The 17,101-nt window shown below is 71.5% G+C and carries 17 protein-coding genes; 16 read left to right on the top strand and 1 reads right to left on the bottom strand.

From position 1 onward, the window contains the following. The 8 genes from L6E12_RS32535 to L6E12_RS32500 form a co-directional block, all read left to right on the top strand. Nucleotides 1-1,039: DUF6801 domain-containing protein (locus tag L6E12_RS32535; RefSeq protein WP_236231759.1), on the top strand; the 1,039-nt coding region annotated here is incomplete at its 5' end. 48 nt (nt 1,040-1,087) lie between these two features. Further along, nucleotides 1,088-2,035, top strand: a complete 948-nt coding sequence (locus L6E12_RS32530) for a Ppx/GppA phosphatase family protein (protein WP_236231758.1) — start codon at nt 1,088-1,090, stop codon at nt 2,033-2,035. 230 nt (nt 2,036-2,265) lie between these two features. Further along, a complete protein-coding gene (locus L6E12_RS32525; RefSeq protein WP_236231757.1) occupies nt 2,266-3,915 on the top strand; it encodes an ABC transporter substrate-binding protein in 1,650 nt (549 codons plus the stop codon). A gap of 65 nt (nt 3,916-3,980) precedes the next feature. Further along, nucleotides 3,981-4,910, top strand: a complete 930-nt coding sequence (locus L6E12_RS32520; RefSeq protein ID WP_236231756.1) for an ABC transporter permease — start codon at nt 3,981-3,983, stop codon at nt 4,908-4,910. Further along, nucleotides 4,903-5,880, top strand: coding sequence for an ABC transporter permease (locus L6E12_RS32515; RefSeq protein WP_236231755.1), 978 nt, complete (start codon nt 4,903-4,905; stop codon nt 5,878-5,880). The genes L6E12_RS32520 and L6E12_RS32515 overlap by 8 nt, the downstream gene beginning before the upstream one ends. A gap of 3 nt (nt 5,881-5,883) precedes the next feature. Further along, a complete protein-coding gene (locus tag L6E12_RS32510) occupies nt 5,884-6,906 on the top strand; it encodes an ABC transporter ATP-binding protein (RefSeq protein WP_236231754.1) in 1,023 nt (340 codons plus the stop codon). Further along, nucleotides 6,899-7,900 (top strand): ABC transporter ATP-binding protein, encoded by a 1,002-nt coding sequence (locus L6E12_RS32505; RefSeq protein WP_236231753.1) that lies wholly within the window; start codon nt 6,899-6,901, stop codon nt 7,898-7,900. The genes L6E12_RS32510 and L6E12_RS32505 overlap by 8 nt, the downstream gene beginning before the upstream one ends. Before the next feature lie 51 nt (nt 7,901-7,951). Next, nucleotides 7,952-9,661 (top strand): S8 family serine peptidase, encoded by a 1,710-nt coding sequence (locus L6E12_RS32500; protein ID WP_236231752.1) that lies wholly within the window; start codon nt 7,952-7,954, stop codon nt 9,659-9,661. Nucleotides 9,662-9,754: 93 nt separating this feature from the next. Here L6E12_RS32500 and L6E12_RS32495 read toward each other — a convergent pair whose 3' ends face one another. Next, nucleotides 9,755-11,227, bottom strand: a complete 1,473-nt coding sequence (locus L6E12_RS32495) for a S10 family peptidase (RefSeq protein WP_236231751.1) — start codon at nt 11,225-11,227, stop codon at nt 9,755-9,757. Between the two features lie 93 nt (nt 11,228-11,320). Between L6E12_RS32495 and L6E12_RS32490 the strand changes: the two genes are divergently transcribed. The 8 genes from L6E12_RS32490 to L6E12_RS32455 all read left to right on the top strand — a co-directional run. Further along, nucleotides 11,321-12,040 (top strand): uracil-DNA glycosylase, encoded by a 720-nt coding sequence (locus tag L6E12_RS32490; RefSeq protein WP_236231814.1) that lies wholly within the window; start codon nt 11,321-11,323, stop codon nt 12,038-12,040. Nucleotides 12,041-12,107: 67 nt separating this feature from the next. Next, nucleotides 12,108-12,323 (top strand): hypothetical protein, encoded by a 216-nt coding sequence (locus tag L6E12_RS32485; protein WP_236231750.1) that lies wholly within the window; start codon nt 12,108-12,110, stop codon nt 12,321-12,323. Between the two features lie 12 nt (nt 12,324-12,335). Continuing rightward, nucleotides 12,336-12,902 carry an IS607 family transposase gene (locus L6E12_RS32480; protein WP_236231749.1) on the top strand — a complete coding sequence of 189 codons (567 nt, stop codon included), beginning with the start codon at nt 12,336-12,338 and terminating at the stop codon, nt 12,900-12,902. Beyond that, on the top strand, nt 12,899-14,284 hold the full coding sequence (gene tnpB, locus L6E12_RS32475; RefSeq protein ID WP_236231748.1) for an IS607 family element RNA-guided endonuclease TnpB: 1,386 nt from the start codon (nt 12,899-12,901) through the stop codon (nt 14,282-14,284). The genes L6E12_RS32480 and tnpB overlap by 4 nt, the downstream gene beginning before the upstream one ends. A 16-nt stretch (nt 14,285-14,300) precedes the next feature. Continuing rightward, nucleotides 14,301-14,984 carry a DUF4129 domain-containing protein gene (locus L6E12_RS32470; RefSeq protein WP_236231747.1) on the top strand — a complete coding sequence of 228 codons (684 nt, stop codon included), beginning with the start codon at nt 14,301-14,303 and terminating at the stop codon, nt 14,982-14,984. Beyond that, a complete protein-coding gene (locus L6E12_RS32465) occupies nt 14,981-15,445 on the top strand; it encodes a hypothetical protein (protein WP_236231746.1) in 465 nt (154 codons plus the stop codon). The genes L6E12_RS32470 and L6E12_RS32465 overlap by 4 nt, the downstream gene beginning before the upstream one ends. Continuing rightward, on the top strand, nt 15,442-16,395 hold the full coding sequence (locus L6E12_RS32460; RefSeq protein ID WP_236231745.1) for a MoxR family ATPase: 954 nt from the start codon (nt 15,442-15,444) through the stop codon (nt 16,393-16,395). Before L6E12_RS32465 ends, L6E12_RS32460 begins: the two co-directional genes overlap by 4 nt. Next, on the top strand, nt 16,392-17,101 hold a 710-nt coding region (locus L6E12_RS32455; RefSeq protein WP_236231744.1), incomplete at its 3' end, for a DUF58 domain-containing protein. The genes L6E12_RS32460 and L6E12_RS32455, both read left to right, overlap by 4 nt.

Below are 17,101 nucleotides of genomic sequence, written 5' to 3'. Positions count from 1 at the left end.
CACCGTGGGCATCGGTGAGCCGACCGGCGAGATCAAGATCAACGCCGTCACCACCGTCCCGGAGACCGCCACCCAGGGCCTGACCCTGGTCGGCGCGACCACCGTCGAGGGCTCGGCGCTGGCCGCCTCGACCGTCGCGGCGCCCGGCATCACCCTGCCGGTGAACGTGCCGATCACGGTGCCGAAGACGAACGTCCCCGCTTCGGGTGCGTTCGAGGTGCCCGCTTCGGGTTCGGCTCCGTCGCTGTCGTTCACGCAGGCGGGCGAGGCCAAGATCACCGTCGGTGACCTGAAGCTGACCCTGACCCCGAAGAAGGCCGACGGCACCGAGACCGGTCTGGGCACCTTCGACTCGGCCTGCACCCAGGTGCCGGGCCAGAACAACCTGCTGCACACCTTCACCATCGGCGGCACCACCCCGCCGACGACCACCGGCGGCGGCACCACCCCGCCCCCGGTCACCACCACCCCGCCCCCGGTCACCACGACGCCGACCACCAGCCCGTCGACGCCGCCCACCCTGCCGCCCGGTGAGGGGGTCGACATCGACTACGGCCTCACCGGCTCGTCCACCCTGCCCCGCCTCGGCGGCACGGTGCCGCTCAGCGGCTCCGTGGACGCGAAGGCCAACCTGGGCCAGGGCACGTTCACCGCCGCGCTGGCGCTGAACAAGACCAAGGGCGACTTCAAGATCGTGGGCGTGCTGCCCGCCACCGCCGAGATCGACTTCGAGACGGTCGGGCAGGGCAGCGGCACCATGTCCGCCGGTGCGGCGACCTTCCAGCAGCAGTTGTTCGTGAAGCTGACCAGCGTCAGCGTCTTCGGCCTGCCTATCTACATGGGCGACACCTGCAAGACGCAGAAGCCCGCCGACATCAGGCTGACCTCCGCGGGCGCCTTCGACCCGCTCGCAGGCGGCAAGCTCAAGGGCACCTACAGCCTGACCCGCGCCGACGGCTGCGGCCCGCTGAACGACTACATCGGTCCGTTCGTGTTCAGCCAGAACAACACCATCGACGTGACCCTCGCGGCCAAGTAGCCGCACCGCACCACCCCGCACCGGTGGCGGCGGCCTAAGCTCAGCGCCATGAGCAGGGTCGCCGCCATCGACTGCGGAACGAACTCCATCCGCCTCCTCGTGGCCGAGGTCCAGGACGGCCGGATCACCCGCGACCTGCACCGCGAGATGCGGGTGGTGCGCCTCGGCGAGGGTGTCGACGCCACCGGCCGGATCAGCGCGGCGGCCCTGGAGCGCACCCGCGCGGCCCTGGTCGACTACGTCGCGGTGCTGCGCCGCAAGGGCGTGGAGCGGGCGCGGATGGTGGCCACCTCCGCCACCCGCGACGCGGTGAACAAAGACGAGTTCTTCGCCATGACCGAGCAGGTCCTCGGGTTCCCGGCCGAGGTCATCACCGGGGACGAGGAGGCCGAGCTGTCCTTCGTGGGCGCGGTCGGCGAACTCGACCCCGACGACGGCCCGTTCCTCGTCGCCGACGTCGGCGGGGGCTCCACCGAGCTGGTCCTGGGCACCTGGGACGGCACCCGGGCCAGGGTGACCGCCGCGAAGTCGACCGACATCGGCTGCGTCCGGCTGACCGAGCGCGCCCTGCCCCACGACCCGCCCACCCCCGAGGACGTGGCCGCGGCCCGCGCGATCGCCCGCGACGCGCTCGCCGACGCCTTCGCCGCGGTCCCGGTGGCCGAGGCCCGCACGTGGGTGGGGGTGGCGGGCACGGTCACGACCATCGCGGGCACCGCCCGGCGGCTGCCCGCCTACGACCCCGACGCCATCCACCTCGCCGAGCTGACGCCCGCGGAGCTGGCCGAGACCACCGCGTTCCTGATCGGCGCCGACCGCGACACCCGGGCTGCCGTCGGGGTGATGCACCCGGGCCGGGTCGACGTCATCGGCGGCGGCTCCATCGTGGTCGACGCGCTGGCCGAGCGGATCTTCGGCGGGTCGGCGGTGACGCGGCTGGTCGTCAGCGAGCACGACATCCTCGACGGAATCGCGTTGTCGATCACCGCGCAATAGCGACGCGGAGTGACCGCGATCGGCTCCATATCCGTGGGATTATGGGCCGTATAACGTCACTGCGATGGTGGCGTCGGCGTAGGCGAATTTCCTCCGAATGGCTCAGTAACACGTGATTGTGACTCGTTCGTGACGTCCATTGTGTTCGCCCGATTCGCACCAGCGGTTAACTTCCACTCACTTTGGGAGCGGGCGGACGCCCGTTCCCGTCCGGTCCGGGGAGGAGACCCATGCGCAGACCACGCTGGATCGCGGCATCGACGATGTCGCTGGCAGTCGCGCTCACGATCGCGGGCTGCGGTGGCGGCGGCGAGGACGGCGCGGACGACAGCGGCGCGGGCAACGCCGACGGTGCGCTCTCGGCGTTCACCACCGAACCGGAGAACCCGCTGGTTCCCGGCAACACCACCGAAAGCGGTGGCAGCAAGGCGATCCGCGCCCTGTTCACCGGCCTCACCAGCTACGACCCGGTGACCGGCGAGTCGAAGAACGCGGTGGCCGAGGACATCGCCACCACCGACTCCAAGGTCTTCACCATCAAGATCAAGCCGGGGTGGACCTTCCACGACGGCACCCCGGTCAAGGCCAAGAACTTCGTCGACGCCTGGAACTACACCGCCTACAGCCCCAACGGCTTCCAGGGCGCCAGCTTCTTCGAGCAGGTCGCGGGCTACTCCGACGTGCACACCAGCGACCCGGACGGTGCCACCGGCCCGCAGCAGGCGCCGGAGCCGACCGCCAAGGAGATGTCCGGCCTCAAGGTCATCGACGACAGCACCTTCGAGGTCACGCTGTCCGCCCCGTTCTCGGTGTTCCCGCTGAAGTTCGGCTACAACCCGTTCTACCCGCTGCCGGACTCGTTCTTCGCCGACCCCAAGGCGTTCGAGGCCAAGCCGATCGGCAACGGCCCGTTCAAGTTCGTCTCCCGCCAGGCGAACGCGAACATCGTGATGACCAGGTTCGACGAGTACAAGGGCGACGACAAGCCCAAGTTCAAGGACCTCACCTGGAAGATCTACGAGACCAACGAGGCCGCCTACGCCGCCGTGGTCTCCGGTGACCTGGACTTCCTCGACACCATCCCGCCCACGGGCATCGTCGGCGGCAAGTACAAGCAGGACCTGGAGGGCCGCAACGGCTCGGTCCCCTACATGGGCAACCAGACCCTGGCGTTCCCGTTCTACGACCCGATCTACCAGAACGCCGACCTGCGCAAGGCCATCTCGATGGCGATCAACCGCCAGGAGATCGTAGACAAGATCTTCGACGGCACCCGCATCCCGGCCGACGGCTGGGTCAACCCGGCGGTGCCCGGCTACGCCAAGGACCAGTGCGGCGAGCTGTGCACGTTCAACCCGACCAAGGCCAAGGAGTACCTGGCCAAGTCCGGCTACACCGGTCCGATCGCGCTGGTCACCAACGCCGACGGCGGCCACAAGGACTGGATGACTGCCACCTGCAACAGCATCAAGAACGCGATCGGCCTCGAGTGCTCCTACGCGCCCATCCCGACCTTCGCCGAGACCCGCCAGGTGATCAACGCCCGGCAGGTCAAGGGCATCTACCGCTCGGGCTGGATCGCCGACTACCCGTCGATCGAGAACTTCATGAACCAGCTCTTCCGCACCAACGCCTCGTCCAACGACGGCGACTACTCCAACCCCGAGCTCGACGAGCTGCTGGCCAAGGCCGACTCCGCGCCGACGGTCGAGGAGGCCAACAAGCTCTACCAGGAGGGTGAGCGGGTCCTCGCCGAGGACATGCCGGTCATCCCGCTGTGGAACCAGACCGCCCAGTACGGCTGGTCCGAACGACTGGGCAACGCCCGGTTGAGCTCGCTGCGCGAGCTGGACCTCTCGACGGTCACGGTCAAGAACTGAGTACCGACCCGGTCGGGGCGCGGTGATCCCGCGCCCCGACCGGGCCCCGGTGGGGAGAGAGCCTGATGGGACGCTACGTCCTGCGCCGCCTGCTGCAACTGGTCCCGGTGTTCGTCGGGACCACCTTCCTGATCTACTGGCTGGTCTGGAGCCTGCCCGGTGACCCGTTCGCCGGGAAGTGCGGCGACCGGCCCTGCCCGGACGCCTACATCGCGGTGATGCGCGAGCGCTTCCACCTCGACGAACCGCTGGTCGTCCAGTACGGGCGCTACCTGTGGAACCTGCTCCAGGGCGACTTCGGCGAGACCTTCCGCGGCCTGCGGGTCGGCGAGCTGATCTCCAACGCCTACCCGAACACCATCCGGCTGGCCGTGGTGGCGCTGCTCATCGAAGCCGTCATCGGACTGGCCGCCGGGGTGCTGACCGGCCTGCGCGGCCGCGGTTTCCTGGACAACCTGACCCTGGTGTCCACCCTCTTCCTCATCTCGCTGCCGGTGTTCGTCACCGGTTTTGTGCTCCAGATCTTCTTCGGCTTCGAACTCGGCTGGATCAAGACGACGGTCGCGAAGTCACCGGCGCCCTGGGAGCAGCTGATCGCCCCCGGGTTCGTCCTGGGCAGCCTGTCCATGGCGTACGTGACCCGGCTGACCCGGACCTCGATCGCGGAGAACAAGCACGCCGACTTCGTGCGCACCGCCGTGGCCAAGGGGCTGCCGCAGCGCCGGGTCGTCGGGGTGCACCTGCTGCGCAACTCGGCCATCCCGGTCGTGACGTTCCTGGGCACCGACCTCGGCGCGCTGATGGGCGGCGCGATCGTCACCGAGGGCATCTTCGACATCAAGGGCATCGGCAACCTCGTCTTCGACGGGATCATCGGCAAGGACGGGCTGATCGTCACCGGCGTGGTCACCCTGCTGGTGCTGGTCTACCTGCTGTCCAACCTGCTGGTGGACCTGCTCTACGCCGTACTCGACCCAAGGATCCGCTATGACTGACCCGAGCACGGCGGCGTCCGCGTCGTCGATCGAGGCGCACGCCCACGTCCTCGCCGACGAGCACGCGGGCACCGAGACCGCGGGCGACCCCGGCAAGCCGGACAAGCCGCGCAGCCTGGCCTCCGACGCCTGGGACGACCTGCGCCGCAGGCCGCTGTTCCTGATCGCCGGGGCGCTGATCGCGCTGGTGCTGCTGATGGCGGCGTTCCCGTTCCTGTTCACCCAGACCGACCCGGGCTTCGCCGACCTGGGCCGCAGCCGCCAGGGCCCGTCCGCGCAGGCCTGGTTCGGCTACGACAACCAGGGCTACGACATCTACGCCCGCACCATCTACGGCGCCCGCGCCTCGATCGTCGTGGGCGTCTGCGCGACCACGCTGACCGTGCTCATCGGCGGCACCCTCGGCCTGCTCGCCGGCTACTACGGCGGCTGGCTCGACGGGTTGATGTCGCGCATCGCCGACGTGTTCTTCGGGCTGCCGTTCGTGCTCGGCGCGATCATCATCCTGTCCAGCTTCGGCAGCACCGGGACCACCAGCGTCGCGCAGATCATGTTCCTGGTGGTCATGTCGATCGCGGTGCTGTCCTGGCCGGTGTGCATGCGGATCATGCGCTCGGCGGCGATCACCGCCAAGCAGCAGGACTACGTCAAGGCGGCCCGCGCGCTGGGGGCCAGCTCCAGCCGGATCATCCTGCGGCACATGCTGCCCAACGCGGTGGCACCGGTGCTGGTCTACGCCACCATCGCGCTCGGGGCGTTCATCGGCGCCGAGGCCACCCTGTCGTTCCTGGGGCTGGGCCTGCGCGCCCCGGTGGTGTCCTGGGGCGTGATGATCGCCGACTCGCGCGACATCATCCGGGTCGCCCCGCACACCCTGCTGTTCCCGGCGGCGTTCCTGACCGCGACCGTGCTCGCCTTCGTGATGCTCGGCGACGCCGTGCGCGAGGCGCTCGACCCGAAGATGAGGTGACCGGTGTCCACAGTGGATGAGACGGGGACCGGGCAGGCCCCCGGCGCCCCGCTGCTGGAGGTCGACGACCTGTTCGTCGAGTTCCACACCCGCGACGGCGTGGCGCGGGTGCTCAACGGCGTCAGCTACCGGGTGGCGGCGGGGGAGACCCTGGCCGTGCTCGGCGAATCCGGCTCGGGCAAGAGCGTCACCGCGCAGACCGTCATGGGCATCCTCGACACGCCACCGGGGGTCATCACCGGCGGCGCGGTCCGCTTCCACGGCGAGGACCTGCTCACCGCCACCGACCGGCGCCGCCGGGCGGTCCGCGGCTCCGGCATCGCGATGATCTTCCAGGACGCGCTGTCCGCGCTGAACCCGGTGTTCACCGTGGGCTTCCAGATCGAGGAGCAGCTACGGGTGCGCCGCGGCATGTCCCGCAAGGACGCCCGCAAGCGCGCGGTCGAGCTGCTGGAACTGGTGAAGATCCCCAACGCCCGCGGCCGGGTGCGCCAGTACCCGCACGAGTTCTCCGGCGGGATGCGCCAGCGCGCCATGATCGCCATGTCGCTGGCGCTGGACCCGGAACTGCTCATCGCCGACGAGCCCACCACCGCCCTCGACGTGACCGTGCAGGCCCAGATCATGGACCTGCTCAAGGAGATCCAGGTCGAGCGGCACATGGGGCTCATCCTCATCACCCACGACCTCGGCGTGGTCGCCGAGGTCGCCGACCGGATCGCGGTGATGTACGCGGGCCGCATCGTCGAGCAGGCCGACGCCCGGTCGGTCTACCGCAGGCCCGCGCACCCGTACACGGCGGCGCTGCTGGACTCGCTGCCGCGGCTGGACCAGAAGGGCACCGAGCTGAACACCATCAAGGGGTTGCCGCCGAGCCTGCTGCGCATCCCCCCGGGCTGCCCGTTCCACCCGCGCTGCACCCGCGCGCAGGACGTCTGCCGCACCGAGGTCCCGCCGCAGCACCGGCCCGTCCCCGGCAGGCTCAGCGCGTGCCACTTCGCCGAGGAGCTGATCGCCGGTGAGTGACGAGAACATTCTCGAAGTCCGCGACCTGGTCAAGCACTTCCCGGTCCGGGTGGGCGTGCTGTTCAAACGGGTCATCGGGCACGTGCGCGCGGTGGACGGGGTGTCCTTCGACCTCAAGCGCGGTGAAACCCTCGGCGTGGTCGGCGAATCCGGCTGCGGCAAGTCGACGCTGGCGCAGGTGCTGATGCGGCTGGAGCCGCCGACGTCCGGCTCGGCCACCTTCGAGGGCCGCGACATGTTCGCCATGAAGGGCGCCGAGCTGCGCAAGCTGCGCCGCGACATCCAGATCGTGCTCCAGGACCCGTACACCTCGCTCAACCCGCGGATGACCGTCGGCGACATCGTCGGCGAACCGTTCGAGATCCACCCCGAGGTGGCGCCCAAGGGGTCGCGGGCGGCGAAGGTGCGCGACCTGCTCGACGTGGTCGGCCTCAACCCCGAGCACCTCAACCGCTACCCGCACCAGTTCTCCGGCGGGCAGCGCCAGCGCATCGGCATCGCCAGGGCGCTCGCGCTGCGGCCCAAGGTGATCGTCTGCGACGAACCGGTGTCCGCGCTGGACGTGTCGATCCAGGCGCAGGTGATGAACCTGCTCGGCGACCTGCAGTCGGAGTTCGGGCTGTCGTACGTGTTCATCGCCCACGACCTGTCCGTGGTCCGCCACCTGTCCGACCGGGTCGCGGTGATGTACCTGGGCAAGGTCGTCGAGATCGGCACCGAGGAAGAGATCTACGAGCGGCCCACGCACCCCTACACCCAGGCGCTGCTGTCCGCCGTCCCGGTGCCCGACCCCGAACTGCGGGGCAGGCGCCAGGTCATCCGGCTGGAGGGCGACGTCCCCAGCCCGGTCGACCCCCCGTCCGGGTGCCGGTTCCGCACCCGCTGCTGGAAAGCGCAGGACGTGTGCGCCGAGGAGGAACCCGCGCTCGAGATCCGGGCAGCGGGCCACCCGAGCGCCTGCCACTTCGCCGAACAGCGGTCCATCGTCCCCTGAACCAGGGGTTTGCAGGCAACGAGGAGGATTCGCGTGAAGCGAGGCAGATTAATGGCGGCGGTGCTCGCCGCACCGCTGCTGGCGACCATGGCGGCGGTCGCGGCACCGGTGGCGGCCACCGCCGCACCGGAACTGTCCGGAAAGGTGGTCGAGTTCAACGTGCTCGCCGCCGACGGCGCGTCCACCGCGTCGGTGGAAGCGGCGGTCCGCGCGGCGGGCGGCACGGTTGTCACCAGCAACGCGGCGGCCGGTCTGCTGACGGTCAGCGCGCCGGAGAACGGCTTCACCGCCCGGCTCAAGGGCAACAAGGCCGTCGAGGGCACCGCCCGGATCCGCTCGATCGGGCAGGCCCCCAGGTCGGAGAAGTCGGCCAAGGCCAAGGCCGAGGCCGTCGAGAAGGACAACCGCAACGGCGCCAAGAAGGGCCAGGCCGACGCCGCCACCGCGGGCATGGACCCCCTGGACGGGCAGCTGTGGGGCCTGACGGCGGTCCGCTCCGACCTGGCGCGCACCAAGCAGGCCGGTGACAAGCGGGTCAAGGTCGGCGTCCTCGACACCGGTGTGGACGGTTCGCACCCGGACATCGCCCCCAACTTCGACCGGGCCCTGTCGCGCAACTTCACCCGCGACATCCCGTTCGACGAGAACGGCGCCGCCGTCGACGGCCCGTGCGAGTACCGCGGCTGCGTCGACCCGGCCGACGTCGACAACGGCGGCCACGGCACCCACGTGGCGGGCACCATCGCCGCCGCGGCCGACGGCTTCGGCATCTCCGGCGTCGCCCCGAACGTCTCCATCGTCAACATCCGCGGCGGCCAGGACTCCGGCTACTTCTTCCTCCAGCCGGTCGTCGACGCCATGACCTACTCGGGCGACGCGGGCCTGGACGTGGTCAACATGTCCTTCTACGTCGACCCGTGGCTGTTCAACTGCGCCGCCAACCCGGCGGACACCCCCGAGCAGCAGGCCGAGCAGCGGTTGATCGTCAAGTCGATCAACCGCGCCATGGAGTACGCGCACCGCAAGGGCGTCTCCCAGGTCGTCTCGCTGGGCAACGGCCACATGGACCTGGGCAACCCCCTCCCGGACGCCTCCAGCCCCGACTACCCGGCCGGCGCCGCCCACCCCCGCACCATCGACAACGCCACCTGCTTCTCCCTCCCCATCGAGGGCCCGCACGCCATCGGCGTCGGCGCCTACGGCCCCTCGCAGGCCAAGGCCGACTTCTCCAACTACGGCGAGCACATCTCGGTCGCGGCCCCCGGCGGCTACTTCCGCGACGGCTTCGGCACCGACTGGTACCGCACCAACGAGAACCTCATCCTCTCCTCGTACCCCCGCAACGTCGCCCTCACCGAGGGCGCCATCGACGAGGCGGGCAACGTCACCCCCGACGGCGCCGCCCTCGGCGTCCAGAAGGCATGCAAGGCCGACGGCACCTGCGGCTACTACCAGTTCCTGCAGGGCACCTCGATGGCCGCCCCGCACGCCTCCGGCGTGGCGGCGCTGATCGTCGCCCAGTACGGCAACTACAGCGCCAAGGGCGTCACCCTGTCCCCGGACAAGGTCCGCAAGGTCCTCGAGGGCACGGCCGCCCCCATCGCCTGCCCCACCCCCCGCACCGTCACCTACACGAACGAAGGCCGCCCGGCCGAGTTCACCGCCACCTGCGTCGGCGGCCTGGAGTACAACGGCTTCTACGGCAACGGTTCCGTGGACGCCTGGGCCGCCGTGACCAACGGCAAGAAGTTCCTCAAGTAAGCGCGTGAACGCCCGATGGCCCCTCCCCGGTACCGCCGGGGAGGGGCCATCGTCGTGCTTGCCCTGTCTCGCAGGGGAAGGGCGTGCCGGGTCTCAGCGGTTCGAGGCCGACTGCACGAACGCCGCCAGGTCCTTGCACTGCTGCGCCCGGGACTCGTCGTGCACGTACATCATGTGGCCCGCCTCGTAGTAGCGGACCTCGATGTTGTCCCGCAGTTCGTCCGGGATGGACAGTGCGGCGAGGGTGTGCTCGGTGGCGTAGTACGGGGTCGCGCCGTCGTGGTAGCCGGAGGCGACGTGGACCTTGAGGGAGGGGTTGGCGCGCATGGCCGCCGCGAGTTTGCCTGCGACGGTGACGTGGGCGTTCTCGAACTCCTTGTACGACCACTGGCGGAAGACCTCGCTGCTGAGGACCTCGTACGGCAGGTCGTTCGGGTAGCCGAGCTCGACCTGCAGGTAGTGGTTGATCCCGGCCGTGTAGGCGCCCTGGATGGCGGCGTGGGCGGGGTCGCCGCCCATGTGCTCGCGGCCGTAGTCGGCTTCCCAGCCGGTGAAGCGGCCGTCGAGGCGGCCGACGGTGAGCTTGCGGTGGCGGAGGAGTTCGGTGAAGAAGCGGATGTGTTCCACGCGGAGGTCGACCCGGTCGACGTAGTCTTCGGACAGGCCGGTCAGCCGGGCCAGGCGGGTCACCGCCTCGGCCCGCTCCTCGGCGGTGAGGCGGGCGCCGCGGGCGAGGGCCCACGGGTAGTCCTTCGAGGCGAAGTCCTCGGCCTCGGCGAGCACCTCGCTCAGCTCCCGATCGCCGTGCAGGCCGTGGTAGTGGGCGATCGCGGCGTACGAGGGCAGGTAGAGCGGGTACGCCAGGTCGTTGCCCTCGGTGAACAGCAGGGTGCCGAAGTCGAGCACCGCGGAGATCAGGATGAGGCCGTTGAGGTACATGCCGTGTCGGTTCTGCAGGTGCTCGGCGAGCCCGGCCGCGCGGGTGGTGCCGTAGGACTCGCCCGCGAGGAACTTCGGCGACAGCCAGCGGCCGTTGCGGGTCGTCCACAGCCGGATGACCTCGGCGACGGACTCCACGTCGGGCTTGAAGCCGTGGAAGTCGGCGGACTTCTCGCCCTTGGCCGCGCGCGACAGGCCCGTGCCGACCGGGTCGATGAACACCAGGTCGCTGTGCGCGAGCAGGGTTTCGGGGTTGTCGACCAGGTTGTACGGCGGGCCGACGGGGGCGCCCGCGTCGCCGGAGACGACCCGGCGGGGGCCCAGGACGCCCAGGTGCAGCCAGACGCTGGCGGAGCCGGGGCCGCCGTTGAAGGCGAAGGTCACCGGGCGCTGGGCCGGGTCGGCGCCGTCGAGGGTGTAGGCGGTGAGGAACACCTCGGCCTTGGGCAGGTGCCCGTCGACCTTGCCGTCGGTGACCACCTCGCGGCGCAGCACGACCCGCCCGGTGGTGGCGGTGTAGTTGAGCTTGCGCCTGCGGACGGTCAGCGAGTGGCTGGTGGTGACCAGGTCGTCCGCCGGTTCCGGGGTGCTGTGGGTGGCGTCGTCGCCGGTGTCCTGTGATCCCATGGCGGTGACCCTACGGGCCCCCCGCGGGCGGGCGGCGCCCGTCCGCGCACCGCGAACACCGCCGGGCTGTGGTGGGATCGACCCGTGTCCGACCTGCCCGACCTGCCCGACCTCGACCGCCGCGTGACGACCTGCCGCCGCTGCCCCCGGCTGGTGGCCTGGCGCGAGGAGGTGGCCGTGGTCAAGCGCGCCGCCTTCCGCGACCAGGAGTACTGGGGCCGCCCGGTCCCCGGCTTCGGCCCGGCCGACGCCCGCATCGCCGTCGTCGGCCTCGCCCCCGCCGCCCACGGCGCCAACCGCACCGGCCGCATGTTCACCGGCGACCGCTCCGGCGACGTCCTCTACGCCGCCCTGCACGCCGTGGGCCTCGCCACCCAGCCCACCGCCACCCACATCGGCGACGGCCTGGAGCTGCTCGGTGTCCGCATCACCTCCCCGGTGAAGTGCGCGCCGCCCGCGAACAAGCCCACCCCGGGGGAACGGGACAACTGCCGCCCGTGGCTGGTCGAGGAACTGGCCTTGCTGCGGCCGACGTTGCGGGCGGTGGTCGTGCTGGGCGCGTTCGGCTGGCAGGCGCTGCTGCCGGTCCTGAGCGCCTTCTGGACCGTGCCGACGCCGCGGCCGAGGTTCGGGCACGCCGCGCACGTGGTCCTGGAGCCGCACAACACCGAGGCGCCGCTGCACCTGTTCGGCTGCTACCACGTGAGCCAGCAGAACACCTTCACCGGCAGGCTCACGCCGAAGATGGTGGAGGACGTGTTCACCTCGGCCAAACAGGTCGCGGGCCTGTCTTCCGCGCCCGATCACGGATAAGCTCGGGGGCAAGCGTCACCGCCACGCCCGGGGAGGGTTCGTGTTCCAGGCGGTGTGAGGGAAATCCGTGTTGGCTGTCGTCGCGCTGGTCGGTGTTGTCGGGGGGTTGGGGTTCCTCTTCCTGTTGCTGCGCTTGGTGGCGGTCGGGAAGGTCTCCGAGGTCAGGGTGTCCGTGCAGGCGTTGACCGCGTTCTCGGTCGACTTCCGCGTGCGCGCGGTGCCGGGAGCGGTTGTGGGGGTGGCAACCGTTCCACGTTTCGTGTCGCTTTGTGTAGAAACGTGATAATTTGGTCAGGTGAAGTTGACCCAGTGGGCGCGGGAACAGGGCGTGTCGTACCGGACCGCCTTGAACTGGTTCCACTCGGGTTCCTTGCCCGTTCCCGCTCGACAGCTTCCGACGGGCACGATCCTGGTCGACCCTCCGGCTCTGGCCGCCGGTACGGCGGTGGCGTACTGCCGGGTGTCCTCCGCTGATCAGCGCGCCGACCTGGAACGCCAGGCCGGAAGGGTCGCCGAGGAATGCGGCCTGCGTGGCATCACCCTCGCCGCGACGGTCGCGGAAATCGGGTCCGGGTTGAACGGTAAGCGCGTCAAGCTGCGGAAATTGCTTGCCGACCCCGCCGTGGCCACCATCGTGGTCGAGCACCGTGACCGGCTGTCCCGCTTCGGTGTCGATCACTTGGAGGCCGCTCTGTCGGCGACCGGCCGTCGAGTGGTGGTGCTGCACCCCGAGGAGGTGAACGACGACCTGGTGCGGGACATGGTCGAGGTGCTGACCTCGATGTGCGCCCGCCTCTACGGCCGCCGGTCGGCCGCCCGCCGGGCCGAGGCCGCTCTGCACGCGGCGGAGACGACGGCGTGAGCACTGTGATCCAGGCGTTCCGCTTTGCGCTGGACCCGACCCCGGGCCAGGAGTCGGACTTGCGGTCGCATTGCGGTGGCCAGCGGTTCGCGTTCAACTGGGGCTTGGCGCTGGTGAAGGCCAACCTGGACCAGCGTGCCGCTGAGAAGACCTATGGCATCTCCGACGAGCAGTCGACCCCGAAGGTGTCGTGGTCGGCGTACAGCCTGCGCAAGGACTGGAACGACGCCAAAGGCGAGGCCGCGCCGTGGTGGGAGGAGAACTCGAAGGAGGCGTACGCCTCCGGAGTGGCCAACCTCGCCACCGCGTTGAAGAACTGGAACGACTCGCGCACCGGCAAGCGACGCGGCCCGAAGATCCGGTTCCCCCGGTTCAAAGGCCGCCGCGCGGGTCTGTCGTGCCGGTTCACGACCGGCGCGTTCGGCCTCACCGCCGACCGCCGCCACGTGCGCCTGCCGCGCATCGGTGAGGTGCGCACCCACGAGTCCACCCGCAAGCTCGCCCGGCACCTCGAACGCGGTACCGCCCGCATCCGCTCGGCCACCCTGACCCACCACCGGCAGGGCCGCTGGTTGTGCTCGTTCTCCGTCGAGATCACCCGCGCCGACCCGCCACCCACCCGACCCGACTCGGCGGTGGGCGTCGACCTCGGCATCAAGTCGCTGGCGGTGCTGTCCACCGGCGAGGTGATCCCCAACCCCCGACACCTCGACGTGGCCCTGCGGGAACTGCGCCGCCTGCAACGGCAGGCCGCCCGCCGCACCGGCCCCGACCGCCGCACACGCCGCACGCCGTCGAACCGGTGGCGCAGGACCCGGGCCCGCATCGCCCGGCTGTACGCCGCCGTGGCCGCCGCCCGCCGCGACGGGCTGCACAAGCTGTCCACCCGCCTGGTCCGCACCCACGGCGCGATCGTGGTCGAAGACCTCAACGTCGCAGGCATGACCCGCAACCGACGCCTGGCCCGCCACATCGCCGGGGTCGGCATGGGCGAACTCCGACGCCAGATCACCTACAAGGCCGCCTGGGCCGGTGGGCGAGCGCACGTCGCCGACCGCTGGTATCCCTCCTCTAAGATCTGTTCGGACTGCGGCGCGGTGAAAGCCAAACTGCGCCTGTCCGAACGGGTGTTCACCTGCGAATCCTGCGGATTCACACTCGACCGCGATCTCAACGCCGCACGCAACCTCGCGGCCCTGATCACGCGCGAAACGTCCTCCCCGAGTTGCGGGGCGACGGTAAACGAGCCCGATGGAAACCCACCTCAGACCCACACCATGTGGGCAGCGGGTACCGCCACGGGAAGACCCGCCCGGACACCGGGCAGGTCAACGCCGCGCCGCAAGGCGACGGCTCAGAACACGTTTCGACACGTTTTCTGAACGGATGCTGCCTGTCATGAGGTCACGTCCGGCGGTGCTGGTGGCGGTGGGGGCGCTGCTGGTGGTCGCGGTCGTGGCGGCGCGGGGTGAGTCGCCGATCCCGGCCGGGCCCGGGGTGGTGTACCGGCCGGACGAGGCCGTGGAGAGCGCGCCGCCGCCGGGGGAGTTCCAGCTGGAGCTGAATTCGTTCCTCAGCCTGGTGAGCGGGATCAGCACCGGGGTGCTGCTCCTGCTGGTCTTGGCCGTGCTGCTGATCGGCACCGCGGGGCTGTTGGCGATGCTCGCGGGGGTTCGGCGGCGCAGGGGGCGGGCGGTGCGGCCCGAGTTCGCGGCGGCCGACCCCGAGGACTCCACCGGGTACCCGGCCGCCGCCGCGCTCGCGGCGCGGGTGCGCCGGGCGCGGGTGGAGCTGAGCAGGCGGGCCCCGGACCGGGAACCCGGTGACGCCGTGATCGCCGCGTGGGTGGCGTTGGAGGCCGCGGCCGAGGGGGCGGGGACGCCCCGGGCGGCGCACCAGACCCCGACGGAGTTCACCGCCGAGGTGTTGGCCCACCACGACGTCGACACCGCCGCCCTCGCCGACCTGCGCGGGCTCTACCACCGGGCGCGGTTCGCCGCGCACCGGCCGTTGTCGCAGGTGGACGCTGAGGGGGCCGAGCGGGCGCTGGCGCGGATCGAGCACTCGCTGGTCGCCAGGTGAACACCGTCAGGACCGCCGCCGTCGCCGTCGCCGCCGGGGTGGCGGTGGCGGGGTTGGGCGTGTGGCCCGGGGACCTGCCGGTGTTCTGGGCCGTCACCCTCGGGGTGCCCGCCGCCGCGGTGGCGGCGGTGGGGGCGCGGTTCTCCGGGGCGCTGGAGCCGCGGTGGGCGCCCCTGCCGGACCCGGCCGACTCGGCGACCGAGCCGCAGGCGGCGAACCTGGCGACCCGGCTGGCCGAGGCGGCGGACGACCCGGTGCGCTTCCACACCCGGCTCCGGCCCCGGTTGCGCAGGCTGGCCCTGGCCACCCTGCGCGCCGAGCACGGAGTGTCCGATTTGGACGATCCGCGGGCGGTCGACCTGCTGGGCGCGGACCTGCACGCCCTGCTCACCGACCCCGCCGCCGTGCTGCCCGGACCCGAGCGGCTGGAGCGGATGCTCGCCAGACTGGAGGAACTGTGACAGCGCACGAGGTCAAGCGGGTCGCCGACGCCGTGACCGGGGCCGTGGGGGCGGTGGTCGTGGGCCGGGAGCGGGCGGTGCGGCTCGCCCTCGCCGCCGTCCTGGCCGGTGGGCACGTGCTGGTGGAGGACGTGCCGGGGCTGGGCAAGACGCTGCTGGCGCGGGGGCTCGCGCAGGCGCTCGGGCTGGGGTTCGCCCGGTTGCAGTGCACGCCCGACCTGCAACCGGCCGACATCACCGGGTCCTTCGTCTTCGACCCGGTGGAGCGCGGGTTCGACTTCCGGCCCGGCCCCGTCTTCACCGGCCTGCTGCTCGCCGACGAGATCAACCGCACCCCGCCGAAGACGCAGTCCGCGCTGCTGGAAGCCATGCAGGAGCGGCAGGTCACCGTGGAGGGCCGCACTTTTCCGCTGCCGCGCCCCTTCCACGTGCTGGCCACCTCCAACCCGGTCGAGTACGAGGGCACCTACCCGCTGCCCGAGGCGCAGCTCGACCGCTTCCTGCTGCGCCTCGACGTCGGTTACCCGCCCGCCGAGGAGGAGGTGGAGGTGCTCCGCCGCAGGCTGGCCCGCCGCACCGAGGACGCGTCCGTCGAACCCGTGGTCGACGCCGAGCGGCTGGCGCGGGTGCAGGCCGCGGTGGAGACCGTGCCGGTGGACGAGGACGTCCTGCGCTACTGCGTGGACCTGGCTCGGGCGAGCCGGGGTCACCCGGCGGTGGAGGTCGGTGCCTCGCCGCGCGGTTCGCAGGCGCTGCTGCTGGTGGCGCGGGCCCTGGCCCTGCTCGACGGGCGGGACTACGTGCTGCCCGAGGACGTCAAGGAGTGCGCCGTGCCCGCGCTGGCGCACCGGTTGACGCTCAGGGCCGAGACCTGGAGTTCCGGCACCACCGCCACCGAGGTCGTCGCCGAACTGCTGCGCACCGTCCCCGGACCCGCGGGCTCCCGGTGAACCGGGTCCTGGCCTGGGCCACCGCGCGGCGGGCCGCGGGCCGGGCCGGGTGGCGTGGCACCGACGCGCTGTTCCGCGGCGCGGTCGGCGGGCTCGGGCTGGTCGGCGCGGGGGTGGCGCTGCACCGGGTCGACCTGGTGGTGGTCGGGTTGCCGCTGCTGGTCTCCACCGTGCTGGCGCTGTCGGTACCGCCGCGCAAACCGGTGCGGGTCACCGCGCAGCGGCTGCCCCGGTCGGTGGAGGCGGGCGACAGCGCGCGGGTGGCGATCACCGTCGACCACGACGACGGCGTCGAGTTCACCGCCGTCCGGCTGCCGCTGCCCGGCCGCCCCGGCGTCGGGCCGGTGCACCTGCTGCCCGGGGCCGACCGCGAGCTGCGCACCCACCTGCGCTGGAACACCTGGGGGGAGGGGGTGGACCTGCGGCCCGACCACCTCGCCGGGGGCCGCGACGGGCTGCTCATCTCCGGGCCGGTCGTGGGCGTGGAGAGCAGGCGGACCGTGCTGCCGCCCCTCGCCCCGCCGCCCGCCGGGCCGCTGCCCGCCCGGCTGACCGGGGTGGTCGGGGTGCACCGCTCGCCCCGGCCAGGCGACGGCACCGAGCCGCGCGCGGTCCGGCCGTTCCGCCCCGGCGACCGCGTCCGGCGCGTCGACTGGCGGGTGTCGCTGCGCGCGGGCGCGGCGACCGGCGAGGCGCTGGGCAGCCC

It is taken from the genome of Actinokineospora sp. PR83 (genome assembly GCF_021056305.1).
GTDB lineage: Bacteria > Actinomycetota > Actinomycetes > Mycobacteriales > Pseudonocardiaceae > Actinokineospora > Actinokineospora spheciospongiae.
The sequence above is the reverse complement of the archived record's forward strand: the minus strand, read 5'-3'. Positions and strand labels throughout refer to the sequence as shown.